Source organism: Streptomyces sp. ATLC9 (assembly GCF_057196705.1).
The window spans coordinates 1-23,440 of the sequence record NZ_JBXUOY010000057.1 but is presented as its reverse complement, the minus strand read 5'-3'; the positions used below and the strand labels follow the sequence as shown (position 1 = coordinate 23,440).

Here is a 23,440-nt window from a genome sequence, read left to right as displayed (position 1 = left end):
CGGTCCCGTCGCGGCGTCCTCGCCGCCCGGCGCCCCGGCCGGGTACGGGCGGGAGGGCGCCACCGACTCCGCGGCCCGCACGGCCCCGGCCATCGCCCTGCGCCACTCGGGGTCGCTCCCGGCCTCCAGAGGGAGGAACTCGTACCGCTCCTCGGCGCGCGCGTGGGCCTCCGCCTCCTCGCGCAGCGCCGCGAACTCACGCAGGAAGGCCGCCCGGCCGGGGCCCGCGCAGTCCATCGGCTCCAGGCGCAGCAGCGCCCTCGCGGTCCGCCGCTCCTCCTCCAGGCGCGCCGCGACGATCTCCTCACCGCCGGCGACGGCGCCGCGCGCGTACGGGTGGACGACCTCCTCCTCGGCCATCTCGTGCGCGGTCAGCGACCGCACCAGCCGCCGGAACGCCGTCCGGCACCCGCCGTCGTCGCCGGCGGCGTTCTCCACCGCGTCGAACAGCTTCCGGATCTCGTCGTGCCGCCGCGTCAGCAGGGCCACCACGTCCTCCTCCGCGGCGGCGCCCGGCGATGTGCCCCGTCCAGCCATCTCGCTCCTCCTCACGACACGTGCTGTGGCCCGGCGCGGAGTACCCGCGCGCTCCCCGGGGAAACGGCCCGGCGGGACCCGGTGGCGGCCCGGACGCGGTGGACGCCGCCGGAGCGGGAACCGCTGCACACCCGGTGTTTCCACACCTGTGCCCCGGGTACTGCGCGAAGTGCGAAAGGAGGGAGGGTGAGGGGTGGTGCTCAGCCCGCCGTCGGTGCCGTCGCCGGTCCCGGTCCGGCTGGCTATCGCTCTTCCGACGGCCCGTGCGGTGTACGGCACGGCCCGGCCGGTCGTCGTACCGGCGTCCCTCTTCCGCCACTGCGCCGAACCGGTGATCACGAGGAGCCCCGCCCGCTCCCCGCGAGCGCGCGGACCGGGCCGAACGACCGGGCGCACGCGTCCGCGAACCGGAGGAGTCCCCGGGGCCGCGCGGCCCCCCGCCGGACGGGAACGGACCGAGGCCATGAACTGCTACGAGTGCCTGACACGGGACCGCGACACCACCGCCGTCGCGGTGTGTTCGCGCTGTCATGTGGGACTGTGCCCCGGACACCTGCGGATCGAGTCCGAGCTCGTCAGCGAGCCGCGGGGGATGGGCCAGGTCACCCAGACGCCGCGGGCCCGCCGGGCGCTGTGCGAGGTGTGCGCGCGGGCGGAGGGCTGACGCGGTCTCACCCGGGCCCGCGTCCCGGCCCCCGGCGCGACCGTGCCACGGACGGGTGTACAGCCACGCGGCACACATCCGTTTATGTACGCTCTGTTCGCTGATGCGCGGTTCACCCGGGAGTGCCCTTGCTGGTTCTGATCGCCGCCCACGCCGCCGTGGCCGCCGTCCTCCCCGTCCTCGCGCCGCGCGCCGGGCGTGCCGTGTGGTGGGTGGCCGCCCTGGTGCCGCTGGCCACGCTGGTCTGGGCGGCGGCGCTCGCCCCTTCCGTGCTCGACGGGGACGCGCCCGTGGAGCACTTCGGCTGGGCGCCCTCGCTGGGTCTGGAGGTCGTCCTGCGGCTGGACGCGCTCTCACTGCTGATGACGGGGATCGTCAGCGGTGTCGGAGCCGCCGTCCTGGTCTACGGCGCCCGCTACACCTCCGAGGGGCACGGCCGCGAGTCGGCCCTGCTGCTCGCCTTCGCCGGCGTCATGCTCGGGCTGGTCACCGCCGACAACCTGCTGGTCCTGTACGTCTTCTGGGAACTGACCACCGTGGTGTCGTTCCTGCTCATCGCGGGCCGGGGCAGGACCCGGGAGCACCGCGAGGCCGCCCAGCAGGCCCTGGTCGTCACCACCGGCGGAGGCCTGGCCATGCTGCTGGGCTTCGTGATGCTGGGGGAGGCGGCCGGCACCTACCGGATCTCGGAACTGGTCGCCGATCCCCCGGACGGCGGATACGTCCCCGCCGCGCTGGTGCTCGTCCTGGCCGGGGTCTTCACCAAGTCGGCGCAGTTCCCCCTGCACGGCTGGCTGCCCGCCGCGATGGTCGCGCCCACCACGGTGAGCGCCTATCTGCACGCCGCCGCCATGGTCAAGGCCGGCGTCTATCTGACGGCCCGGCTGGCTCCCGGCTTCGCCGACACCGAGCCCTGGCGCCCCCTGGTGCTGACCGTCGGCCTGCTGTCGCTGGTCCTCGGCGCCTGGCGGGCGCTGTGGGAGAGCGACCTCAAACGCGTCCTGGCCTACGGCACCATCAGCGAACTCGGACTCCTCCTCGTGCTGTTCGGCTACGGCACCCGCAACTCCGCGCTGGCCGGCGAGGTGATGCTGCTGGCACACGCCACCTTCAAGGCGTCGCTGTTCCTGATCACCGGCCTGGTCGAGCACCACACCGGCACCCGCGAGATCGGCCGGCTCTCCGGTCTGGGCCGCCGCAGACCGGTCCTGCTGGCCCTGGCCGCGCTCGCCGCCGCCTCCATGGCCGGGCTGCCGCCGCTGGCCGGCTACCTGGGCCACGAGGCGTACCTCGACGCCTTCTGGAACGCGGCCCGGCACGGTCCCGGTACGGGCGAGGAATGGACGCTGGCCGCCCTGGTGGCCGGCTCCGCGCTCACCGTGACCTACGCCGCCCGCTATCTGTGGGGCGCGTTCGCGAGCCGGCCCGGCGCGGAGCCGACGCCGCAGGAGGACCCCGGAGACCGGGCGCTCGGCATGGCCGCGCCCATCGCCGCCCTGGTGGCGGCCACCCTGCTCCTGGGCGTGTGGTACCCGGGCACCGAGACCCTCACCGAGCCCTACGCCGACCGCCTGCCGTCCCCCGACGAGCCGTACCACCTCGCGCTCTGGCACGGGCCGAGTCCCGCCCTGCTGCTCTCCGCCGCCGCCCTGGCCGCCGGTCTCCTGCTGTACCGCCTGCGCCCCTCCCTGGCGGCGCTGCGCGACAGGTCCCTCCGCGCTCCCGACACGCAGGAGGGCTACCGGCGGACGGTCCGAGGCCTCGACGGGGCGGCTACATGGCTGACCCGCCGCACCCAGGTCGGCTCCCTTCCGGTCTACCTCACCGTGCTGCTGGCGACCGTTTTGCTGGTGCCCGGGGCCGCCCTGCTGCTGAGGGACGTCCCGCTGCCCGCCCCGCCGCTGTGGAGCTCGGCCGTCCAGGTGCCGCTGGCGGCCGTCGTACTGACCACAGCACTGGCGCTCGCGGCTGTCCGGCACCGGCTGGCGGCCACCCTGCTGGCCGGCGCGGTCGGTTACGGGGTCGCCGGGCTGTTCCTGGTCCAGGGCGCCCCGGACCTGGCGCTCACCCAGTTCCTCATCGAGACGCTGACCCTGGTGGTCATCGTGCTGGTGCTGCGCGGACTGCCGGCCGAACTCGGCGCCCGGACCGGATCCCGCCGCGTACGCCGGCTGCGCCTGGCAGTGGCCACGGCCACCGGCGCACTTGTCGCGGTCCTCGCCCTGGCCGTCTCCACCGCCCGCCGGGAGCCGGCCGTGTCCGAGTTCTACACCGAGCATGTGGAGGAGGCCGGGGCCCACAACGTCGTCAACGCCATCATCGTGGACTTCCGGGCCCTGGACACCCTCGGCGAGATCGCCGTGCTGCTGGTGACGGCGATCGGGGTGGGCGCCCTGATCGGGGTGCTGGGCGGCAGGGACGCGACCATCCGCGCCAGGCCGCCGGCCGCGGACCGCCACGAGCCCACCGCCCGCTGGGCCCTGCCGCACGAGCAGTGGCTGCCCGAGGCACGGGAGCTGCCCGCCCACGACCGGTCCCTGCTGCTGGAGGTCCTGGCCCGGCTGCTGTTCCCGTCCGTCCTGGTGCTCTCGCTCTACCTGCTCTACTCCGGGCACCTGCGCCCCGGTGGCGGTTTCGCCGGAGGGCTGGTGGCCGGCCAGGCGTTCACCCTGCGCTACCTGGTGGGCGGACGGGCCGACAGCGCGTTCGCCGTTCCCCTCGACCCCCGGCTGGTGGCCGGTGGCGGGCTGGCCCTCGCGGTGACCGCCGGACTGGCGCCGTCGGCCTTCGGCGGCGAACCGCTGGGCGGCGCGCTCGTGAGCGTGACGCTGCCGGTGCTCGGCCACGTGGAGCCGGCCACCACCCTGGTCTTCGACACCGGGGTGTACCTGCTGGTCACCGGCGTCTGTCTGAAGCTGCTGTCCTCGGTCGGGCCCGCGCAGGAGACCCCCGAGGAAGCCGCCGGGGGATCCGGCGGCACACCCGACACACCCGACACACCCGCCACCGCGACCGGGAGCCGCGCCTGATGAGAGCACTCGACCTGACGTCGGCCCTGGTGGTGGGCGGCCTGTTCGCCGTCGGCTTCCATCTGCTGCTGCAGCGCTCCCTGATGCGCCTGCTGTTCGGCTTCCTGGTGCTGGGCCACAGCACCAACCTGCTGGTGCTGCTGGCCGCGGGCCCTCCGGGCGAGCCCCCCATCACCGGGGAGGGGCACGCGCCGGAGACGTTCGCCGACCCGCTGCCGCAGGCCATGGCGCTCACCGCCATCGTCATCACCTTCGGCATCACCGTCCTGCTGCTCGCGCTCGTCCACCGCAGCTGGCGGCTCCAGGGCCACGACGAGGTCCGTGATGACGTCGAGGACCGCAGGGTGGGAGAGGAGGTGCTGGAGTCGTGACCGGCTGGCTGCTGATCGCCCCCGTCCTGCTGCCGGTGCTGGCGGCGGGCCTGTCCCTGGCCGTGTGGCGCAGCGCCGCGGCCCAGCGGATCCTGGGCACCGGGACCCTGACGGCGGTGCTGGCCGTCTCCGCCGTACTGCTGGTGCTCGCCGACCGGCGCGGTCCGCTGGTGCTCTCCGTCGGAGGCTGGCCGGCGCCGGCCGGGATCGCCCTGGTGGCGGACCGGCTGTCGGCGCTGCTGCTGGTGGTGGCGCTGGCGGTGTCCCTGGCCGTGCTGGTCTTCGCCATCGGCCAGGGAACCGCCGAGGGGGATCTGCCCCGCACCCCCTTCCATCCGGCGTACCTGCTGCTGGTGGCCGGGGTCGCGCTGGCCTTCCTCACCGGCGACCTGTTCAATCTGTTCGTGGCCTTCGAGCTGATGCTCGCCTCCTCCTACGTGCTGATCAACCTGGGCGCCGGGGAGGGCCGCATCAGGGCCGGGATGACGTACACCATCACCAGCCTGCTGTCCTCGCTGTTGTTTCTCACCGCCATCGGGCTGATCTACGCGGCCACCGGCACGGTCAACCTCGCCGACCTCGGCGACCGCGTCCCCGGGCTCCCCGAGGGGCTCCGCAGCGTGCTCAGTCTGCTGCTGCTGATCGTCTTCGGCATCAAGGCCGCCATGGTCCCCCTCCACTTCTGGCTGCCGGACAGCTACCCGACCGCCCCGGCACCGATCACCGCCGTGCTCGCGGCACTGCTGACCAAGGTCGGCCTGTACGCCATGGTGCGCACCCAGACACTGCTCTTCCCGCGCTCGGACACCTGGACTCCGCTGCTGGTCGCGGCGGCGCTGACGCTCCTGGTGGGCATCATGGGCGCCGTCGCCCAGCACGACGTCAACCGGCTGCTGTCCTTCGTGCTGGTCAGCCACATCGGGTTCATGCTCTTCGGGTTGTCGCTGTACACCGTCGGCGGACTCACCGGGACCGTCCTGTACGCCGTCCACCACATCGCGGCACAGGCCGCGCTGTTCCTGATCGCCGGCCTGGTGGTCGGCTGGAGCGGCACGGCCACACTGTCCCGGCTGGCCCGGACGGCGCCGGCGCCCGGGCTGCTGGCCGGGCTGTTCGCACTCGCCGCCCTCAGCCTGGCCGGGATCCCACCGCTGTCCGGCTTCGTGGCCAAACTCGCCCTGCTCCAGGCCGGCGTGGCACAGGGAGGAGCGGCCGTCCTGGCACTGCTGGCCGCGGCCCTGCTCACCAGCCTCCTGACCCTGTACGTGATGGCCCGGGTATGGCGGGCGGCGTTCGCCGCCGGCGGTGAGCGCCCGCCCCCCGCGCGAGAGCGTACGAAGGGGGTGCGGCTGATGTCCGGGGCGACGGCCGGCGCCGTGCTGATCGGCGTGGTGGTGGCGGTGGGCGCCGGGCCGCTGGCACGGCTCAGTGAACGGGCGGCGGTCGATCTTCTGGAGCGCCGTACGTACCAGGAGGCCGTACTCGGCGATTCGGACGGGAGGGCCGGATGAGCCCGGTGGACGACGACCAGGCGGAGGGGAACACGAGCACTCCGGGGGTTCGGGGCGGCCCCCCGCACAGGACGTCCCGGCAGTGGCCCCTGGCCCTGTGGCTGTGGGTGCTGTGGATCGTGCTGTGGGGGTCGGTGAGCCCGGTCGTGCTGGTGGGCGGGGCGGTGGTGGCCCTGCTGGTGGTGGTCCTCTTCCCGCTGCCCTCGATCGCCCGGCGGGCGAGGCTCCACCCGCTGTGGCTGCTCCTCTTCCCCGCGCACCTGCTGGCCGGACTGGTCGGATCGGCCGTCGCCGTGGCACTGGAGGCGGTACGGCGCGGCCCGCGGGTGCGGGCCGCGGTGCTGGAGGTACCGCTGCGGTCGGAGAGCGACCTGATGATCGCCGCCACCGCCAACATGGCCTCGCTGACTCCGGGCACTCTCGTGCTGGAGGTCGACCGGGACCGGCGGCGGCTCTACGTGCACGCGCTGCCCGCCCGTGACACCCGGGAGGTGGAGCGCCGCCGCGGCGAGGTCGCGGCGGCCGAGCGGTGGGTGGTGCGGACCATCGGTCCCGCCGGGATGCGGGGTGACCCGAACCGGCGGGAGCCGGGATACGGGGGAGAGGAGGAGCAGAGGTGAGCGTGGTCGCGACCGTCGCCCTGGCCCTGCTCGCGGTCACCGCCGTGATGGTGACCTACCGCCTGGTGCGCGGCCCGCACGCGCTGGACCGGATCGTGGCGGTGGAGATCCTGGTGACGACGGTCGTCGCCGGGGCCGCCGTGGCCGTGGCGGTGTGGGGGTACACCTCGGCCGTGCTCGTCCTGCTTGTGCTGGCGCTGCTCGGCTTCATCGGATCGGTGACGGCGGCGCGGCTCGCCGAGGAGCGGGAGGACATGCGGTGAACGCGTTCGTCGAGACGGCCCTGGAGGCCGCCACGGCCGTCCTGCTGCTGTGCGGTGCCGTCTTCTGCCTGCTGGGAGGCGTCGGACTGGTGCGCTTCCCGGACACCGTCACCCGGCTCCAGGCCGCTGCCAAGGCGCAGAACCTGGGCCTGCTGCTGATCCTGATCGGGGCGGCCCTGCGGGTGCCCCTGCCGTACGCCGGTCTGCTGCTGCTCATCGCGGTCTTCCAGCTGACCACCGTGCCCGTCCTCGGCCAGATCGTCGGCCGGATCGCCTACCGCACCGGCGCGGTGGAGCGGTCCACCCTCACGGTGGACGAACTGGCGGAGCGGCTCGCGCCCCCGGTCGCCGGCGGGGGGGGGACGGGGGGCGGAGGGGGGCGCGGGACCTGACCGGCGCGGGGGCGTCAGCGGGAGGGGCGGACCACCATCGCCGAACCGCCGCCGCGCCGCTCCGGCTCGGCGACGGCCCGCACCCGCCCGTCGGGCAGGACCTCCAGCGCCGCGACCGCGCCGATCTCCGGCGACGGGGTGAACGCCGGGGGCGGAAGGGCGAACCGGTGGCCCAGCCGCTCCAGCGGCGCCCGCTCGGCGGCGGATTCCAGGAAGGCCGGCTCCGCCGACGTGGCGGTGGTGTTGCGCTGCGACAGCCGCGGCGCGGCTACCGCCTCGGGCAGCGTCATGCCCAGGTCGATCCGGTTGAGCAGGGTCTGCAGCACGGTGGTGATGATGGTGGAGCCGCCCGGCGAGCCCAGCGCCAGCAGCGGACGGCCGTCCTCCAGCACGATCGTGGGCGCCATGCTGCTGCGCGGCCGCTTGCCCGGGCCGGGCAGGTTCGGGCCGGCCACGTCCTTCGACAGGGGGGTGAAGTCGAAGTCCGTCAGCTCGTTGTTGAGCAGGAAGCCCCGGCCGGGCACGGTGATGGCCGAGCCGCCGGTCTGCTCGATGGTGAGCGTGTACGACACCACGTCGCCCCAGCGGTCGGCGGTGACCAGATGGGTGGTGGACGGGCCCTCGTACCCCTCGCCGCCGCCCCGGCCCGCGGAGCAGTCCCAGGAGTCCGGGTCGCGCGGATCGGCGGGCGCCAGCGGGCTGGTCAGCGCCCGGTCCGGGTCGATCAGGCAGGCCCGTTCCTTGGCGAAGCGCTCCGAGAGCAGTTCCTCGGCGGGCACCTCGGAGAACGCCGGGTCGCCCACCCAGCGGTTGCGGTCGGCGAAGGCCACGCGGCTCGCCTCCAGGTAGTGGTGGAGGACCTGGGCGCGGTCCATCCCGGCGAGGCCGAAGCCCTCCAGGATGTTCAGCGCCTCGCCGGTGGTGGTGCCCCCGGAGGAGGACGGGGCCATGGAGTACACCTCCAGGCCCCGGTAGTCCACCCTCGTCGGCCTCTGCCGCAGTACGCGGTACCGCGCGAGGTCGCCGGCGGTCATCAGACCCGGCCGCACCCTGCGGTCGGCGCCCGGCGCGACGGGCGGCCTGCGCACGGTGGCGGCGATCTCGCGGGCGAGCCGCCCCTCGTAGAGTGCGTCCGCGCCCTCGCGGGCCAGCAGCCGGTAGGTGCCGGCGAGACCGGGGTTGCGGAACCGCGAGCCCACCTCGGGCAGTTCACCTCCGGGCAGGAACAGCTCGGCGGTGGGGGTGAAGTCGCGGAAGCGGTCCTCGTTGAGCGCCGTCTGGGCGCGGAACTCCTCGTCCACGGTGAAACCGTGCTCGGCCAGGCGGACGGCGGGCCGCAGCGCCCGGGCCAGGGAGACCGTCCCCCATCTGTCCAGGGCCGCCTCCCAGGTCGCAGGGGTGCCGGGAACTCCCACCGACAGACCGGAGTTGACCGCCTCGTCGAAGGGGATGGGTTTCCCGTCGGCCGGATCGAGGAAGGCGTCCGGCCGCATGGCGGCCGGGGCGGTCTCCCGGCCGTCGAGGGTGTGGACGCGGCCGGTGCGCGCCTCGTGATGGACGAGGTAGCCGCCGCCCCCGACGCCCGCCGAGTAGGGCTCGACGACGCCGAGCGCCGCCGCGGTGGCCACGGCGGCGTCCACCGCGTTGCCGCCCGCGCGCAGCACCTCCAGACCGGCGCGGGAGGCGTACGGGTCGACGCTGGAGACCGCGCCGCCGTATCCGGTGGCGACGGGCCGCTTCGGCGGCGGCTCCCGGCCGGTGTCGGCGGCCCGCGCCGCGGCGGTCGGTGCGAGCAGCGGCGCCGGCAGCGCCAGGACCAGCGTCATGAGCAGCGTCGGCGCCAGCACCCCCGCGGTACCGGCGCGGCGGCGGAACGGCAAGCGCGGGCAACAGGAGTGACGGGTGTGGCGGACAGGCCGGACGGGCATGAAGCCTCCGTGGTATCCGGGAACGCTCGGACCCCGGAAACCCTGTCAGCGGGCGGAGGCCGCGGCAACAGCGCCGCCCGCGCCCATGAACCCCGGCGCGGCGGCATGGCCCGCGGCGGCGGCGGGTACCCGGGGCGGCCGGGGACCGGGAACCGAAGGCCTCCCGAGGAGCCCGGAGACCCCTGAAGGACCTCGCGGAATCCCAGCCGAGGAGGTGCACCCGTATGCGGATCCCCGGCCGGTCGCGCACCGGCACCGAGCCCGTGACGGCCCGCAGCCCACTGGGGCTGCGGCTGCTGCTGTCCATCGTGTACATCCCGCTCTTCCTGGCCGGGACGGTGTTCTTCGCCCTGTGGGCGGCGGACTCGGGGCCGGGCGACGTCCCCGGCGCGGACTCGCTGCGCACCATCGCCTGGCTCTGCGCCGCGCTGACCGTGGTGGGCGTGATCGACCTGATCATCGTCCTGGTGCGCCGCAGGCGCGAGCGGGGGAGGAGCGCGGGAGCGGGAGGGCGGCACGGGCCGTGAGTACACGCTCCTCGGCCCGCGCCACCCCGCCGGGAGGCCGGGGAAGGCGAAGGGAGGCGCACCCTACGGCCGCAGCACGACCTTCACCGCGCCGTCGGCCTTCTTCTGGAACATCTCGTACGCCTGGGGGGCCTTCTCCAGCGGCACGTGGTGGGTGGCGAAGTCGTCCACGCCCAGCACGTCCTCGTCCGTCAGCAGCGGCATGATCTCCGGCACCCAGCGCCGCACGTTGGCCTGCCCCATGCGCAGCTGGATCTGCTTGTCGAACAGGGTGAGCATCGGCAGCGGGTCGGTCATCCCGCCGTAGACGCCGATGATCGAGATGGTGCCGCCGCGCCGCACCGCGTCGATGGCGAGCTGGAGGGCGGCCAGCCGGTCCACGCCCGCCGTGGTCATCAGCTTCTCGGCGATCTTCCTGGGCAGCAGCCCGGTCGACTTCTGCGCCACCTGGGCGACCGCGCTGCCGTGGGCCTCCATGCCCACCGCGTCGATGACGGCGTCCGCACCGCGCCCGCCGGTCCTCTCCCGGACGGCGTCGGCGATGTCGTCGTGCTCGGTGAGGTCCAGCACGTCCACACCGCGGGCCCGGGCCCGCTCCAGCCGCTCGGGCACCAGGTCGACGCCGATCACCTTCTCCACCCCCAGGTGCAGCGCGATCCGGCAGCACATGTCGCCGATGGGCCCCAGGCCCAGCACGACCAGCGAGCCGCCCTTGGGAGCGTCCGCGTAGGCCACCGCCTGCCAGGCCGTCGGCAGCACGTCCGACAGGTACAGGAAGCGGTCGTCCGCGGGCCCCTCGGGCACCTTGACAGGCCCGTAGTGCGCCTGCGGCACCCGCAGGTACCGGGCCTGGCCGCCGGGCACCTGGCCGTAGAGCTTGGTGTAGCCGAACAGCGAGCCACCGGTGCCGAACCTGCGGTTCTGGGTGGTCTCGCACTGGGTCTGGAGGTCCTGCGAGCACATGAAGCAGGTGCCGCAGGCGATCTGGAACGGCATCACCACGCGGTCGCCCGGGGAGAGGTCCGGCACCTCGGGACCGACCTCCTCCACGATGCCCATCGGCTCGTGCCCGAGGATGTCGCCCTCCGTCATGAACGGGGTCAGCACGTCGTACAGGTGCAGGTCGGAGCCGCACAGCCCGCTCGACGTGATCCGCACCACCGCGTCCGTCGGCTCACGGACCGCCGGATCGGGGACCTCGTCCACCCGTACGTCGCGCCGGCCGTGCCAGACCACTGCCTTCATCGGTCTCCACCTCTTTCCGCAGGGGACCGGCCGGGTACCCCGGTCCGGGCCGGACCAGTCCCCGTCCCGGCCGCCCGGACGGGCACGTTAGGGGAGGGACAAACGAGGTATCCGGTGTTCATGTTGCTGCTCAGGCCCCCCGGGGTGTACGCGCCGCAGGACGACACCTGGCTGCTGAGGCGGGCGCTGCACGACGCCGCGCTCGCTCCCGGCGCCCGCGTCCTGGACCTCTGCACGGGCACCGGGGTACTCGCCATGACCGCCCTGCGGATGGGTGCGGACGAGGCGGTGGCGCTGGACGCCTCGTCCCGGGCCGTGCTCGCCGCCCGCTGCAACGCCTGGCTGCACCGGCTGCCGCTGGTCGTGCGGCGCGGCGACCTCGCCGACGCCCTGACCGAGGCGGAGCACGGGCGCCCCTTCGACGTGGTCCTCACCAACCCGCCGTACGTGCCCTCCCCGCGGAGCGAACCGCCCCGCAGGGGCGCGGCGATGTGCTGGGACGGGGGGCCGGACGGCCGCGCGGTGCTGGACCGGCTGTGCGCGTACGCGCCCGCGCTGCTGGCGCCGGGCGGCACCATGCTGATGGTCCACTCCGAGCTGTGCGGCACCGGGGCCACACTGGACCTGCTGCGCGGGCAGGGGCTGAAGTCGTCCGTGGTGGCCCGCACCACCATCCCGTTCGGCCCGGTACTGCGCGGGCGCGCCGCCTGGCTGGAGGAGCGGGGACTGATCGCCCCGGGCCAGTGCACCGAGGAACTGGTGGTGGTCCGTGCCGACCGTCCCTGAACCCGCCGATGAGGACCGCGCCAGGCGCGTGGTGATCGATCCCGAGGGTCCGGTGCTGGTGGAGGGCCCGGTGGAGGTCGCCCTCCCCGGCGGCCGGGTCGCCCGCTCCGACCGCTTCACGGTCGCCCTGTGCACCTGCCGCCGCAGCCACCGCTATCCGTGGTGCGACACCAGCCACCGCCGCAGGGAGCGCCGCCCGAGGCCCGCGACGGACGCCGCGACCGCGGACGCGGAGCCGGCGGGCCCGTGCGCGGACACGGGCACGGAGGAGGGCCGGGGCTGACCGCGGCCGCCCCGGCCCTCCTTCAGATGCCCGCCTTCCGCCCCCGGACCCGCTCCGGGCGCCCGGCGCTCAGGCGTCCAGCGGGCGCCGCAGCGAGGTGGCGCCCGCGCGCCAGGCGCTCAGCAGGCGGTCCGCCAGACGCTCCTCCAGCAGCTCGGTGGCGCGGATGCCGAACACCACGTCGGCGGCCAGCTCCGGCTCACGCGCCAGCAGATCGCCGATGACGTCCCGCCGCATCACCTGCTCGTGCACGGCGTCCGCCTCGATGTGCTCGGTGAAGAACAGCACGCACTCGGGCGCGGCGCCCATCCGCTCCAGCGCCCTGGCCATCTTCCGGGCGCTGGGCGCGGTGCTGATCTCGGCCGCCGCGAAGTGGCCCACCAGCGCGCCGCGCAGGGCCCGGTGCAGCCCGCACAGCGACATCAGGTTCACCCCGGCGACGATCGGGGCGGGCACGTCGTCGAGGTAGCGCAGATAGGACGGGTCCAGGCCCGCGCCCGCCATCAGGTCCGCGAACAGCCGCGCGTGCACCCGCTCCCCGCGGCCCCCGCCGAACTCGTCGTACTCCACCGCCACCAGCGAGGCCTTGGCCTGGCCGTCGAGGCGGGGGATGACCCAGGCGTGCGGGTCGGCCTCCTTGAGGTGGTAGACCGAGCGGTGCGCGATGTACTCCCGCATCTGCCACCACTCGCCCTCGCGCAGCAGGAAGTCCGACACCCCGCCGCCCTCGGCCGGCTCCACCAGCAGCGGCTCCAGCGCGGCGGCGACGTCCGAGTCCGAGGCCGTGCCGGTGAGGGTGTCGCGGCGCAGGGCGGTCAGGAAGACCCGCTCCAGGCCGGCGCGCAGCCGCAGCAGGTCCGGGTCCCACTCCCATTCGGCCGCCACTCCCGCGAAGCCCCGGTAGTGCAGCTCGTAGCAGACGTACAGGGCCAGATGCAGGTCCTCGCCGTACGGGTCGGCACCCTCCACCGCCGCCCCGAGGGAGGACGGCAGCCGCGCGGGCGGCGCGGCGGTCAGGGCATTCAGCACAGCGGCGCTCAACTCGCCGCGAGGTGAGGGGAGTTCGGCTGTGACGGCGCCCGAGGGGGCGCCAGTGGCAAAGCAGGCCGTACCGGCGGTGGTCGTCATGCTCGTTTGTGCTCCCTCGCGTCGGTCTGGGCGGCCAGCAGTTCCACCACCGCCCGGGGGCCGCCCCGCGCCCAGGCGCGCCGCTGCCTCTCGGCCCCGGTGCCGTCCTCGCGCACCACCTCCAGCAGCCCCCGTACGGCCTCGGTGTCGCCGGTCTCCTCCAGGGCGGGCGCGACGTGCCGCAGCAGCGCGTCCAGCAGTTCGCCGGCCGGCACGCGGGCGCGGGTGACCGGGTCGACGCCGTGGCCCCGCAGCCCGTAGCGCGCCGCGGCCCACACCGCGGCCCTGGCCGCCCGTTCGTCCAGCTCCGGCTCCGGCACTCCCGCCTCCAGCTCGGCCAGGGCCCGGCGCACCAGGGCCCGCCCGAGCGCGGCCTGGAGCACCGCGTCGTCGACGGTGGCCGCCGCGTCCGCGACCCGGAACTCCACCGTGGGCAGCCACGGGGAGGGGCGCATCAGCCAGAAGCTCATCCGGTCGTCGATCAGCGCGCCGTAGGAGACCAGCCGCTCCACCTCCGCGTCGTGGAAGGCGGCATCGGGGAAGCGGGGAGGCATCCCGGCGGCGGGGAAGCGCAGCTGCTCCATCATGCGCCAGCTGGCGTAGCCGCGGTCGCGTCCCTCGCAGAACGGGGAGTTGACCGACAGGGCCAGCAGCGTCGGCAGCCAGCGGCGCACCCGGTTGACCACGGCCACCGCCGTCTCGCGGTCCGGCACGCCCACATGGACGTGGCAGCCGCACACCTGGTAGTCGTCCACGATGTCGGCGAAGAGCTCCGAGATACGGCGGAAGCGCTCCCCCTCGGCCACCGGAGGACGTCCGTCGCTCAGCACGGCCGCCCCGGAGGACAGCAGCAGCAGGCCCTCCTCCCGGGCGGCGTCCACCAGCCGGGCGCGGTCCTCCGCCAGCTCCCTGCGGACCTCCTCCAGGGAGGCGCACACCCCGGTGGCGGACTCCACCTGGCTGGAGAGGAACTCCGCCTTGTAGCCGGAGCCGTCGGCGGCGGACGCCTCGTGGTGGGCGCGGCGCAGCACCGCCTGGGCGCCGGGCACGGCGCGGGCGGTGGTCGGGTCGGCCAGGAGGAACTCCTCCTCGACCCCCATGGTCAGTCCCCCGGTGCTTCCATCCCTGGTCACGGCAGTGTGGGTACCCCCGGCCCGTCCGGTGAAACGGGCGGGGGTTTTCCGGGGCGGGCCACGGGTACCGCGACCGCTCGCACCCGGCGCGGGTCCCGGGGGGCGACCGGCCGATCCGGGACGCGGCCGTGCCACGGCCGGCACCGAACGCGGTGCGCCTGGGTGCCCGGGCCGCGCCGTCCACGGAACGACGCGATCCGGGAGGGGCCGGGGCGCACCGCGCGTTTCCGCCCGGTACCGGCGGGTACCGGGCGGGTCGATGAGAGCCGACCGGATCACCGACGCGTGCGCGCCCCTGACCGACACCGGGGCCCGGAGGGAGACCGACCATGGCTGACGAGAACGAGCCCACCGCGGCGGGCGACGAGAGCAGGCCGGAACTGGCCGAGGAGGACGCCACCGTCAACGACGAGGAGACTCCCGGCCTGCCGCCCGAGGGAGAGCCCGCCACCGGTCCCAGCCCCGGCGACTCGGCGCTGGACGCCCCCTACGACCCGGGCGGCCGTCCCGAGGACGAGGGCATCCCCGACCTGCAGAACGGCATGCCCGAGCAGGAGTGGATGAACGACCCGCAGCGGATGCCCGTCCCAGGCGAGCGCCCGGTGGCCGCCGATGAGTGGGGCACCACCTATTCCGAGCAGGTGGAGGGCAAGCCCCTGGGCGACCGGCTGGCCGAGGAGGAGCCCGACGTGGGCGAGACCTCCCGGGCCTCCGGCCCGCCGGAGGAGGAGACCGGCCAGCTCAGCGACGACCCGCTCGGCGAGCGGCCCGCCAATCAGGACGTGTTCTCCCACGAGTCCGCGGCCGAGGGCCTGGCCCCGGAGGAGTCGGCCGTCCACACCGTCGAGGAGGACCGCGACATCGGCCAGCTCAGGGGTGAGGCGGACTCCGAGCAGACCGGCCCGCCCGAGGGCGTGGGCGAGGTCGGGCCCTCCGGCGAGGGCGAGGGGACCGGGGTGCGCCCCGAGCCCGGAAGGAGCCGCCGACCGTGAGTGCGTCCCCCGCCGACAACGAGTCGTACTGGCTGGCGACCGCCCCCGTCACCCCCGATACCACCCACCCGCCGCTGGAGCCCGGCAGCGGGACGGAGACCGGCGTCGTGGTGGTCGGCGGCGGCATCGCGGGCCTGTGCACCGCCTGGGAGCTCGCCCGCGCCGGCCGCCGGGTCACCGTGGTGGAGGCCGACCGGATCGCCGCCGGGGTCACCGGCCACACCACCGCCAAGGTCAGCGCCCTGCACGGCATGGTCTACGACGAGCTGCGGAGCAAGCACGGCGCCGACGGCGCCCGGATGTACGCGCTCTCCCAGCAGGACGCGATCGGGCACCTGGCCGCGACCGCCGCCGAGCTGGACGTGGACTGCGAGCTGGAGCGCATGCCCGCCTACACCTGGGCCGAGTCCGAGGAGACGGCCCAGAAGCTGCGCGCCGAGGCCGAGGCTGCCGCCGAGGCCGGCCTGCCGGCCGCCTACGTCACCGAGACCGGGCTGCCCTTCTCCGTCCGGGGCGCGGTACGCGTGGCCGACCAGGCGCAGTTCCATCCGCGCAAGTTCCTCCTGGCACTCGCGGAGGACCTGGTGCGGCGCGGCGGGCGGATCGCCGAGCGCACCCGCGTGGTGGGCCTGGAGGAGGGCGAGCCGTCCGCGGTGACCGCCGAGAACGGCGCCACGGTCACCGCGGACGCCGTCGTCGTGGCCACCCACTACCCCGTCTTCGACCGCGCGCTGCTGTTCTCCCGGCTGGAACCGCACCGCGAGCTGGTCGTCGCCGCCGCGATCCCCGCCGACCAGGACCCGGGCGGGATGTACCTGACACCCGAGAACGACACCCGCTCGGTGCGCACCGCGCCCTACGGCCGGGGGCAGCGCCTCCTCATCGTCACCGGCGAGAAGTTCCCGCCGGGCACGGCCGAGGTCGCCGAGCGTTTCGCGCGGCTGGAGGCCTGGACGCGCGAGCGCTTCCCCGCCGCCCGGATCGTCCACCGCTGGGCCACCCAGGACAACAGCTCCACCGACCGGGTGCCGTACATCGGGCCGTTCCACCCCGGCGCACGCCACACCTACGTGGCCACCGGCTTCGGCGGCTGGGGAATGGCGAGCGGGGTGCTGGCGGGCCGGCTGCTCGCCCGGTACGTCACCGGCGGCGACCTGCCGGCCTGGGCGAAGCTGTACGACCCGCGGCGGCTGCCCGGCTTCCGCGACGCGCCCTCGCTGCTGGGCCTGCAGGCGAGCGTCGCCAAGCACTTCGTCGGCGACCGGCTGCGCCCATCGCACGCCGACTCCGTCGACGAGATCGCCCCCGGCGGCGGCGCGGTGGTCCGGATCGGCGGGAGCCGCTGCGCCGTCCACCGCGACACCGACGGACGGCTGCACGCCGTCTCGGCCCGCTGCACGCACCTGGGCTGCCTGGTCCACTTCAACGACGCGGAACTGGCCTGGGAGTGCCCGTGCCACGGCTCGCGCTTCGCCACGGACGGCTCGGTGATCCAGGGTCCGGCGACCCACCCGCTGGAGCGGCGCGACATCGAGTGACGGCCGCCCCGCCCGGCCCTGTCCCACGCCGAGCCGGTGTGGGACAGGGCCGGGCGGGAGGTGTGCGGATCAGATGCGCACGCCGTTGGCGCGCAGATAGGCCAGCGGGTCGATGTCGGATCCGTAGCCGGGGCCGGTGCGCACCTCGAAGTGCAGATGGGGCCCGGTGCTGTTGCCGGTTGACCCCGAACGCCCGATCCGCTGACCGGCGTTGACCTGCTGGCCGGAGCGCACGGAGATCGCCGACAGATGGGCGTACTGGCTGTAGCGGCCGTCGGAGTGCCGGATGACCACCTGGTAGCCGTAGGAGCCGCCCCAGCCGGCCGAGACGATCTGCCCGCGGCTGACGGACTGCACCGAGGTGCCCGTGGAGACGGGGAAGTCGACGCCGGTGTGGTAGCCGCTGGACCAGCCGCTGCCCGACTGGCGGTACGCGGTGGTGGGGGAGACGCCACCGACGGGCGCGGCGTAGCCGGGGGAGGTCTGCGCCTTGGAGCTCTCGCGCTCGGTACGCTCGGGCTCGGCCTGCGCCCTGACCTTCTCCTGGGGCTTCTCCCGCGGCTCCTCCTTCTCCGCGGGCCCGGCCTGCTCCTCCGGCTTCTCCTGCGGCTTCGGCTTCTCCCCGGCCTTCGGCGCGTCCTTCTGCCGGGGCACGGTGGCGTTCCGGCCGGGCGCGTCGTCCTGCGTCGTCCGGGCCGCACCGCCCTGCCGCAGACTGAGCCGCTGCCCGGGGAAGATCAGGTCCGGGTCGCCGCCCACGACCGTGCGGTTGCGCTCGTACAGCGTCTGCCAGCCACCGCGCACGTCCTGCTCGTCGGCGATCCCGGAGAGCGTGTCACCGCCTGCCACCACATACGTCCGGCCGCCGTCGGAGGGCTTGTCGACGGGCCTCGCGGTCCCGGTCTGCGTCCGCGCCCCCGTCTGGGCGCGGGGCTGGTCCTCCTCCGGAACGGAGGAGGACGCCGCGGCGGTGCCGGAGCCCTGGTGCTCCCAGGTCAGACCGGCCCGGTCCGAGCACACCGGCCAGGCGGCCGGGCCCTGACCGTCGAGCACCCGCTCGGCGACGGCTATCTGCTCGTCACCGGTGGCGAGGTCGGCGCGCGGGGCGTAGGCGGTACCGCCGAATTCCTGCCAGGTGCTCTGTTTGAACTGCAATCCGCCGAAGAAACCGTTACCGGAGTTGATATTCCAGTTTCCGCTGCTCTCGCACGCGGCGACCTTGTTCCAGATCTCCTCGGGCGCGGCGTGGGCGGCGGTGGCCCCGATCAGCGGGATGGCGATTCCGGCCCCTCCCGCGGTGACGGTCAGCGACGCGCGGGAAACCGCGTTGGGCTTGTATCGGCGATGACGCCCTCTTCCGGCCACAGCCGGCCCCTCCCCTACGCCGTATCCGGCGATCCGTCAGTTGAGCTCTCACGCAATTCCGTTGGCGAGCGCGCCAAAGATAGACACGCCTTCCGCGGAACGGCAAGGGTCCGCCTCCGGCGCTCAGCGCGAAAACCCCTGGCACGCCCCGGCGCGGCGCAACGAGGCACAGTGCGGCGCACAACGGCACGGTGCCGCGCACAACGGCGCGGAAACAGAGCGGAAACGGCGTGCGGCGGCACGGAAACGGCGTGGAGCGAACCGGAAAGGGAAAGCGGAATCACACCTTCGCCGCGGCGAGCACCTCGTCGGCGGCCTTCCGGTCCAGGGCGACGCGCACCAGCCCCGCGGCCAGCCGCGGCAGCTCCTCCCCGGGCACCAGCCGCGCCAGCTCCCGGGACGAGGCGGGCAGCCCCAGCCGCCGCGCGCCCTCACGCGCCCCGCGGTCGAGGTACGGGGCGAACTCCGGCCAGACGCCCTGCGCCTCGCGCAGGAAGATGTCCGCCCCGGTCGGCCCGATGCCGGGGAAGCGCTGGAGCCGCTCGCTCGCCCCGCCCTCCTCGCGCAGCCCGCGCAGGTCCCCCCGGTAGCGCTGGAGCAGCAGCTCCGCGCCGTCGCCGAGCCGGGTGGCCATCCGCTCGTCGTACCGCCGGTAGCCGCCCGTGCCCAGCGCGTCCACCCGCCGCTGCCAGGCCGACTCGGCCATGCTCCGCACGTCGCCCAGTCCGGCGTCGATCAGGGCGCGGGCGGCCGACACCGCGGTGTCCGCCCGGATGCTGGTGCTCAGCAGCAGCGAGAGCACCAGCAGCCGGTACAGCGGCACGGGGGTGTCCCGCAGCCGGATGCCCGCCTCCTGCGCGTAGGTGCGGCCGTGGAGGACCAGCAGCGCACGCACCACGGCGGCGTCCCGCTCCCGCACCCGCGCGCGCCGGTTCGCGCCCGTGCCCGCGATCCTCTTCCCGTCCGGCTCGGTCATGGCCGCATCACCCCCACGGGTCGCTCATCGCCCGGGCCCGGGGCGGGCCCGCGCCCCCGCAGCAGTTGTTGAACAGGACGTGCACCCGGTCGGTCCGCTCCGCCAGCGCCCGTATCCGCGGTACCCACTCGGCCAGCTCCTCCCCGGTGTAGCGGTGCCGGTAGGAGTCCTCCTTGGAGCCCGTGCCCCAGTGCGGGCTGCGGCCGTGGAAGCGGACCACCGACAGCTGTGGCGCGGTCACGGCGGTGACCGGCGGCACGGACGCGGGCAGCCCCCGGGCGGTGTCCACCGCGACCAGCGCCGCGCCGTGGCGCTTGGCGAGATCGGCCGTGTCTGCGGAGCGCTCGGGCGCGTACCAGCGAGGGTCGCGGAACTCCACCGCCGCGCGCCACCCCAGCGCGCTCGCGCGCCCCAGACACCGTTCCAGGAAGACCTCCGCGCCGGGACCGGGGCGCAGCGACGGCGGGAACTGCATCAGCACCGCGCCCAGCCGCCCCTCCGCGCCCCTGGCCGACGAGGGGTACCACCCGCTGCCGACCAGCGCGGGATCCGTCCACGAGCAGGTGCCGACCAGAATGTTTCCCATGGCCGCCGGGTACCCGCGCCGCGTCGGCGAGATCCGCCGTCAGGAAGCACTCGGGGCACCGGGTGTGTCCGGGGCACCGGGGGCGCGCGGCGCGCCCTGTGGTCGCGGAGCCCCCGGCCCCGCGGAGAGGAGCGAGCCATGTCCGGTGAGGACGAGGGCACGGGCAGGGAGCGGCGCGCCCGCGAGATCGCCGAGGAGGCCGAGCGGACGCGGAACCCGGGCAACGCCGCGTACGGCCCGGGTGAGGAGCTGCCCCGGAGCGGCGAGGACACGGGCACGGGCGAGGACCACTGGGAGCCCGGCAGTGAGGAGGAGCCGGGCGCCTCCCCGCTGGGCAAGGGCGATGTGCACGCGGTCGCCGCCGACGACATGGAGCAGCCCGAGATCGCCGCGGGGCCGACCCCGGGGATGCAGCCGGGCGAGACCGTGGAGCGCGGCCCCTGGACTCCGCCGGTGGAGGTGGACCCGCCGGCCGGCCGCGACCTGCCCCGTGACGCGGCGGGGGAGCGGGACGCGGTGCGGGAGCAGCAGGAGGAGGGCGGCCCCTGAGCGCCCCGGGGGGGAGCATCCCCACAGGTCCGCCCCGCCGGTAGGGCGGGGCGGAGGCGCCGGATCACTTGTTGACGCAGATGTTCCCGGAGGACGAGTTCGGCGCGCCGAGGACGGTCAGCTGGTTGCCGCACACGTTGAGGCCGAGGTCGACCGGGACCTGGAAGTTGTCCGGCCCCGCGGCGGCCCAACAGGGATGATGCGCGGGACCACCCGGAGGGCCCAGCGGGATCACCGTTCCGGTGCCCTCCTGTAGGCCGTACCGCCGCAAGCGGATGCCGTACGCGCCGGACACTGCTCCGTGCGGTCACACGCTCGGCGCAACCCCCGCGCGTCACATCCGGAGGGACCGCACATTTCTGCCATGGTTTGCTCCGATTTGAACGGTGTCGATCGGAGAAAGTCCATGCGTGTTTCCCTGGGGCTCACCAGCCGAGGAGCGCTGTGCGCGCTGGCAGCCGCGGCCCTGGCGATGGCACTGCCGCCCACCGCGGCCGCGCCCGCACCCGGCGAGGCGCCGCACATCCCGTTCGGGGAGCGGTACCGCGCCACACAGCACGGCGGCATCGTGCGCGCCGCCAACTCCGCGGCCACCTGCCCCGCCGACGCCCCCGCCCCCACCGACGTGCCGCCGTGCGCCCAGGTCCGGGAAGGGACGGCGAAAGGGAACAACGGCGACTACGAGATGACCTACGTCGACATCGACGACGACCCCAACACCTACAACTCCAGCAGCGCGGAACTGCGCCTGCCCGCCGGGGCGCGCGTCACCCACGCCCGGCTGTACTGGGGCGGCAACCTCCGGGTCGGCGAGCAGAAGCCCCCCGAGGACAACGGGCGGGTGCTGATCGCCGAGCCGGGCGGCCGGTACAAGGAGGTTCTCGCCGACACCGTCATCGGCCACCGCCGCACCGACGTCATGGACGGCTACACCGCCTCGGCGGACGTCACCGGCCTGGTCGCCCAGTCCGGCGGCGGCTCCTACACCGTCGCCCAGCTCAACGTGGCCGCAGGCCGCTCGCCCGCCGGAGCCTGGGGCGGCTGGACGCTGGTGGCCGCCTACGCCCATCCGGAAGAGCCACTGCGCCACCTGGTGCTCATGGACGGCTACGAGGCCATGACCCCCTCCCGGGACGCCCTCGACATCACCGCCGGGAACCTGCCGATGCCGTCCGGGGCGTCCGGCGCCGCGGGGGTGGTGGCCTACGACGGCGACCGCGGCCGGGGCGGGGAGACGCTGACGGTGGGCACCGGGACCGCGCCCGCCCACCGGGTGAGCGACGCGGCCAACCCCGGCGACGACCCCATGAACTCCACGATCACCGACCACGGCCGCCCGGCGCCCCGCCTGCCCGCTCACCCCGACACGCTGGGCTACGACTCCGACGTCCACGGCATCGCCCCCGCGCTGGTGCGCGGCGGCGACTCGCTGACGCTCCGCTTCACCACCCGTGATGAGGGCTACCAGCTCGGAGCGGTCTTCCTGCAGGTCGACGCGCGCGGCTGAGGCCGCGCCGCGCCTTCGGCACGAAGGCAGAACGGTTTCGCGAACGGGGAGTCCACGCGTGTCCCACAACGAACGGAAAGCGGTTCCCATGACGGTGCTGCACTTCTCCCAGCCCGTGGACGGCGGGGTGGCCAGGGTCGTCACCGATCTGGTCCGCGCCCAGACCGCGGCGGGAACGCGCGCGTTGGTGGCCTGTCCGCCCGGCGGCGCGCTGGGCCGGGACGCCGCCGCGGCCGGCGCGGAGGTGGTCGACTGGCCCGCACGGCGCGAACCGGGACCGGACCTGTGCCGCGAGGCGGTACGGGCCGCACGGCTGGTGCGGCGCATCGGCCCCGACCTGGTCCACACGCACAGCGCCAAGGCGGGGCTGGCCCTGCGGTTCGCCCTGCGGGGCCGCGTCCCCACCGTCCACCAGCCGCACGCCTGGTCCTTCGACGCCGTCGGCGGGACGACCGCCCGGCTGGCCCTGTACTGGGAGCGGCTGGCGGCCCGCTGGGCGGACCGTGTGCTGTGTGTGGCCGGGGACGAGCTGCGGCACGGCGAGGCGTCGGGAGTGCGCGCCCGCTGGGCGGTGGTCCACAACGGCGTGGACACCGAGCGCTTCCGCCCGGCGGACGAAGCCGCCCGCGCCCGCGCGCGTACCGCCCTGCCCGCGCTGACCGGAGTGCCGCCGCACGTCCCGCTGGCCGTCTGCGTCGGCCGGCTGTGCCGTCAGAAGGGGCAGGACGTCCTGCTGCGGGCCTGGCCCGAGGTCGCCGCACGCCTCCCCGGCGCCCGGCTGGTCCTGGTCGGCGACGGCCCGTGGCGCGGTGAACTGGCCGCGGCGGCGCCCGAAGGGGTGCTGTTCGCCGGGGCGGCACAGGACACCACGGCCTGGTACGCGGCGGCCGACGCGGTGGTGCTGCCCTCCCGCTGGGAGGGGATGGCGCTGGTCCCGCTGGAGGCGATGGCCTGCGGCCGCCCGGTGGTGGCGACCGCGGTGACCGGCGCGGCCGAGAGCCTCCCACCGGGCCGCGCCGCCGACTTCCTCGTCCCGCCGGAGGACCCCCGCGCCCTGGCCCGCGCCCTGGCCTCGCTCCTGGCCGACCCGCCGCTCCGGCACGACCTGGGGCTGCTGGCCGCCGAGCACGTCCGGGCCTTCCACGACGTACGGCACACGGCCGGGCGGATCGCGCGACTGTACGCCGAGGTGCTGGCCGAGCGGTCCGCCGGCGGACCCGCCCGCCGGCTTCCCCGGCCGTCCGCCGAACCCCACTCCCACTCCCACTCCCTCCCCGATCCCGACCCCGATACCAGGGAGCACATCAGGCGATGACCACGGACAACACCGGGACATCCAACCCGAGCCGGGTCCTGCCCCTGCCGGATCCCAAGGCTCGCGGTACGTCGGCCCACGTCGGTCCGCCGCGCGGACCGTCGCACCGGCCGCTGCCGGCGAACCTGCGCGGCAACCCGTACCGGCGCCGCACCGCGGCCCTCCTCGCCGCGGCCGACTGCCTCGCCGCGGCCG

General features: G+C 75.0%; 24 protein-coding genes and 1 pseudogene. 16 read left to right on the top strand and 9 right to left on the bottom strand.

The genetic code is table 11. The features are described from left to right. Window positions 1-537: hemerythrin domain-containing protein (locus AC2CJA_RS09205; RefSeq protein WP_484602170.1), on the bottom strand; the 537-nt coding region annotated here is incomplete at its 3' end. A gap of 463 nt (window positions 538-1,000) precedes the next feature. Between AC2CJA_RS09205 and AC2CJA_RS09200 the strand changes: the two genes are divergently transcribed. The 7 genes from AC2CJA_RS09200 (at window position 1,001) to mnhG (ending at window position 7,387) form a co-directional block, all read left to right on the top strand. Then, a complete protein-coding gene (locus AC2CJA_RS09200; protein ID WP_484602169.1) occupies window positions 1,001-1,201 on the top strand; it encodes a DUF2180 family protein in 201 nt (66 codons plus the stop codon). A gap of 128 nt (window positions 1,202-1,329) precedes the next feature. Continuing rightward, on the top strand, window positions 1,330-4,230 hold the full coding sequence (locus AC2CJA_RS09195) for a Na+/H+ antiporter subunit A (protein WP_484602168.1): 2,901 nt from the start codon (window positions 1,330-1,332) through the stop codon (window positions 4,228-4,230). Then, window positions 4,230-4,601 carry a Na(+)/H(+) antiporter subunit C gene (locus AC2CJA_RS09190; RefSeq protein WP_484602167.1) on the top strand — a complete coding sequence of 124 codons (372 nt, stop codon included), beginning with the start codon at window positions 4,230-4,232 and terminating at the stop codon, window positions 4,599-4,601. Before AC2CJA_RS09195 ends, AC2CJA_RS09190 begins: the two co-directional genes overlap by 1 nt. Beyond that, on the top strand, window positions 4,598-6,112 hold the full coding sequence (locus AC2CJA_RS09185; protein ID WP_484602166.1) for a Na+/H+ antiporter subunit D: 1,515 nt from the start codon (window positions 4,598-4,600) through the stop codon (window positions 6,110-6,112). Before AC2CJA_RS09190 ends, AC2CJA_RS09185 begins: the two co-directional genes overlap by 4 nt. Next, the gene (locus tag AC2CJA_RS09180; RefSeq protein WP_484602165.1) at window positions 6,109-6,732 is read left to right on the top strand and encodes a Na+/H+ antiporter subunit E; all 624 of its coding nucleotides are present in this window, start codon (window positions 6,109-6,111) and stop codon (window positions 6,730-6,732) included. Before AC2CJA_RS09185 ends, AC2CJA_RS09180 begins: the two co-directional genes overlap by 4 nt. Next, a complete protein-coding gene (locus AC2CJA_RS09175) occupies window positions 6,729-6,995 on the top strand; it encodes an MrpF/PhaF family protein (protein ID WP_484602164.1) in 267 nt (88 codons plus the stop codon). The genes AC2CJA_RS09180 and AC2CJA_RS09175 overlap by 4 nt, the downstream gene beginning before the upstream one ends. Beyond that, window positions 6,992-7,387, top strand: a complete 396-nt coding sequence (gene mnhG, locus AC2CJA_RS09170) for a monovalent cation/H(+) antiporter subunit G (protein WP_484602163.1) — start codon at window positions 6,992-6,994, stop codon at window positions 7,385-7,387. The genes AC2CJA_RS09175 and mnhG overlap by 4 nt, the downstream gene beginning before the upstream one ends. Window positions 7,388-7,401: 14 nt before the next feature. Here mnhG and ggt read toward each other — a convergent pair whose 3' ends face one another. Then, on the bottom strand, window positions 7,402-9,213 hold the full coding sequence (ggt, locus tag AC2CJA_RS09165; RefSeq protein ID WP_484602171.1) for a gamma-glutamyltransferase: 1,812 nt from the start codon (window positions 9,211-9,213) through the stop codon (window positions 7,402-7,404). Between the two features lie 326 nt (window positions 9,214-9,539). Between ggt and AC2CJA_RS09160 the strand changes: the two genes are divergently transcribed. After that, on the top strand, window positions 9,540-9,842 hold the full coding sequence (locus tag AC2CJA_RS09160; RefSeq protein ID WP_484602162.1) for a DUF6343 family protein: 303 nt from the start codon (window positions 9,540-9,542) through the stop codon (window positions 9,840-9,842). Between the two features lie 63 nt (window positions 9,843-9,905). Here the strand turns inward: AC2CJA_RS09160 and AC2CJA_RS09155 are convergent, their stop codons facing one another. Continuing rightward, a complete protein-coding gene (locus AC2CJA_RS09155; protein WP_484602161.1) occupies window positions 9,906-11,087 on the bottom strand; it encodes a zinc-dependent alcohol dehydrogenase in 1,182 nt (393 codons plus the stop codon). Window positions 11,088-11,207: 120 nt separating this feature from the next. Here AC2CJA_RS09155 and AC2CJA_RS09150 point away from each other — a divergent pair, with 120 nt between their 5' ends. Beyond that, window positions 11,208-11,873: a HemK2/MTQ2 family protein methyltransferase gene (locus AC2CJA_RS09150; protein ID WP_484602160.1), complete on the top strand. Its 666-nt coding sequence runs from the start codon at window positions 11,208-11,210 to the stop codon at window positions 11,871-11,873. Continuing rightward, window positions 11,857-12,156 (top strand): CDGSH iron-sulfur domain-containing protein, encoded by a 300-nt coding sequence (locus AC2CJA_RS09145; RefSeq protein WP_484602159.1) that lies wholly within the window; start codon window positions 11,857-11,859, stop codon window positions 12,154-12,156. Before AC2CJA_RS09150 ends, AC2CJA_RS09145 begins: the two co-directional genes overlap by 17 nt. A gap of 69 nt (window positions 12,157-12,225) precedes the next feature. On the opposite strand, the gene AC2CJA_RS09140 is transcribed toward AC2CJA_RS09145, so the two are convergent. Both AC2CJA_RS09140 and AC2CJA_RS09135 read right to left on the bottom strand, forming a co-directional pair. Then, window positions 12,226-13,284: an iron-containing redox enzyme family protein gene (locus tag AC2CJA_RS09140; protein ID WP_484602158.1), complete on the bottom strand. Its 1,059-nt coding sequence runs from the start codon at window positions 13,282-13,284 to the stop codon at window positions 12,226-12,228. Beyond that, the gene (locus tag AC2CJA_RS09135) at window positions 13,281-14,417 is read right to left on the bottom strand and encodes a carboxylate-amine ligase (RefSeq protein WP_484602157.1); all 1,137 of its coding nucleotides are present in this window, start codon (window positions 14,415-14,417) and stop codon (window positions 13,281-13,283) included. The genes AC2CJA_RS09140 and AC2CJA_RS09135 overlap by 4 nt, the downstream gene beginning before the upstream one ends. Before the next feature lie 329 nt (window positions 14,418-14,746). Between AC2CJA_RS09135 and AC2CJA_RS09130 the strand changes: the two genes are divergently transcribed. After that, window positions 14,747-15,409, top strand: coding sequence for a hypothetical protein (locus AC2CJA_RS09130; RefSeq protein ID WP_484602156.1), 663 nt, complete (start codon window positions 14,747-14,749; stop codon window positions 15,407-15,409). Continuing rightward, entirely contained in the window at window positions 15,406-16,947 is a 1,542-nt protein-coding gene (locus AC2CJA_RS09125; protein WP_484602155.1) for an FAD-dependent oxidoreductase, read from the top strand. The genes AC2CJA_RS09130 and AC2CJA_RS09125 overlap by 4 nt, the downstream gene beginning before the upstream one ends. Window positions 16,948-17,016: 69 nt before the next feature. Here AC2CJA_RS09125 and AC2CJA_RS09120 read toward each other — a convergent pair whose 3' ends face one another. The 3 genes from AC2CJA_RS09120 to AC2CJA_RS09110 all read right to left on the bottom strand — a co-directional run bounded on the left by AC2CJA_RS09120 (window position 17,017) and on the right by AC2CJA_RS09110 (window position 19,874). Continuing rightward, the gene (locus tag AC2CJA_RS09120; RefSeq protein WP_484602154.1) at window positions 17,017-18,312 is read right to left on the bottom strand and encodes a transglycosylase family protein; all 1,296 of its coding nucleotides are present in this window, start codon (window positions 18,310-18,312) and stop codon (window positions 17,017-17,019) included. Between the two features lie 280 nt (window positions 18,313-18,592). Beyond that, window positions 18,593-19,288 (bottom strand): HhH-GDP family DNA glycosylase, encoded by a 696-nt coding sequence (locus AC2CJA_RS09115; protein WP_484602153.1) that lies wholly within the window; start codon window positions 19,286-19,288, stop codon window positions 18,593-18,595. Between the two features lie 7 nt (window positions 19,289-19,295). Then, a complete protein-coding gene (locus tag AC2CJA_RS09110; protein WP_484602152.1) occupies window positions 19,296-19,874 on the bottom strand; it encodes a DUF72 domain-containing protein in 579 nt (192 codons plus the stop codon). A gap of 138 nt (window positions 19,875-20,012) precedes the next feature. Here AC2CJA_RS09110 and AC2CJA_RS09105 point away from each other — a divergent pair, with 138 nt between their 5' ends. Beyond that, entirely contained in the window at window positions 20,013-20,423 is a 411-nt protein-coding gene (locus tag AC2CJA_RS09105) for a hypothetical protein (RefSeq protein ID WP_484602151.1), read from the top strand. Between the two features lie 64 nt (window positions 20,424-20,487). Here AC2CJA_RS09105 and AC2CJA_RS09100 read toward each other — a convergent pair whose 3' ends face one another. After that, window positions 20,488-20,658 (bottom strand): chaplin family protein, encoded by a 171-nt coding sequence (locus AC2CJA_RS09100; protein WP_484602150.1) that lies wholly within the window; start codon window positions 20,656-20,658, stop codon window positions 20,488-20,490. A 171-nt stretch (window positions 20,659-20,829) separates the two neighbouring features. Here AC2CJA_RS09100 and AC2CJA_RS09095 point away from each other — a divergent pair, with 171 nt between their 5' ends. From AC2CJA_RS09095 to AC2CJA_RS09085, 3 genes and pseudogenes are all read left to right on the top strand, one after another. Continuing rightward, the gene (locus AC2CJA_RS09095) at window positions 20,830-21,930 is read left to right on the top strand and encodes a hypothetical protein (RefSeq protein ID WP_484602149.1); all 1,101 of its coding nucleotides are present in this window, start codon (window positions 20,830-20,832) and stop codon (window positions 21,928-21,930) included. 88 nt (window positions 21,931-22,018) lie between these two features. Further along, window positions 22,019-23,245 carry a glycosyltransferase gene (locus AC2CJA_RS09090; RefSeq protein ID WP_484602148.1) on the top strand — a complete coding sequence of 409 codons (1,227 nt, stop codon included), beginning with the start codon at window positions 22,019-22,021 and terminating at the stop codon, window positions 23,243-23,245. Further along, window positions 23,242-23,440: pseudogene (locus AC2CJA_RS09085) on the top strand (sugar transferase); the annotation flags it as partial. The gene AC2CJA_RS09090 and the pseudogene AC2CJA_RS09085, both read left to right, overlap by 4 nt.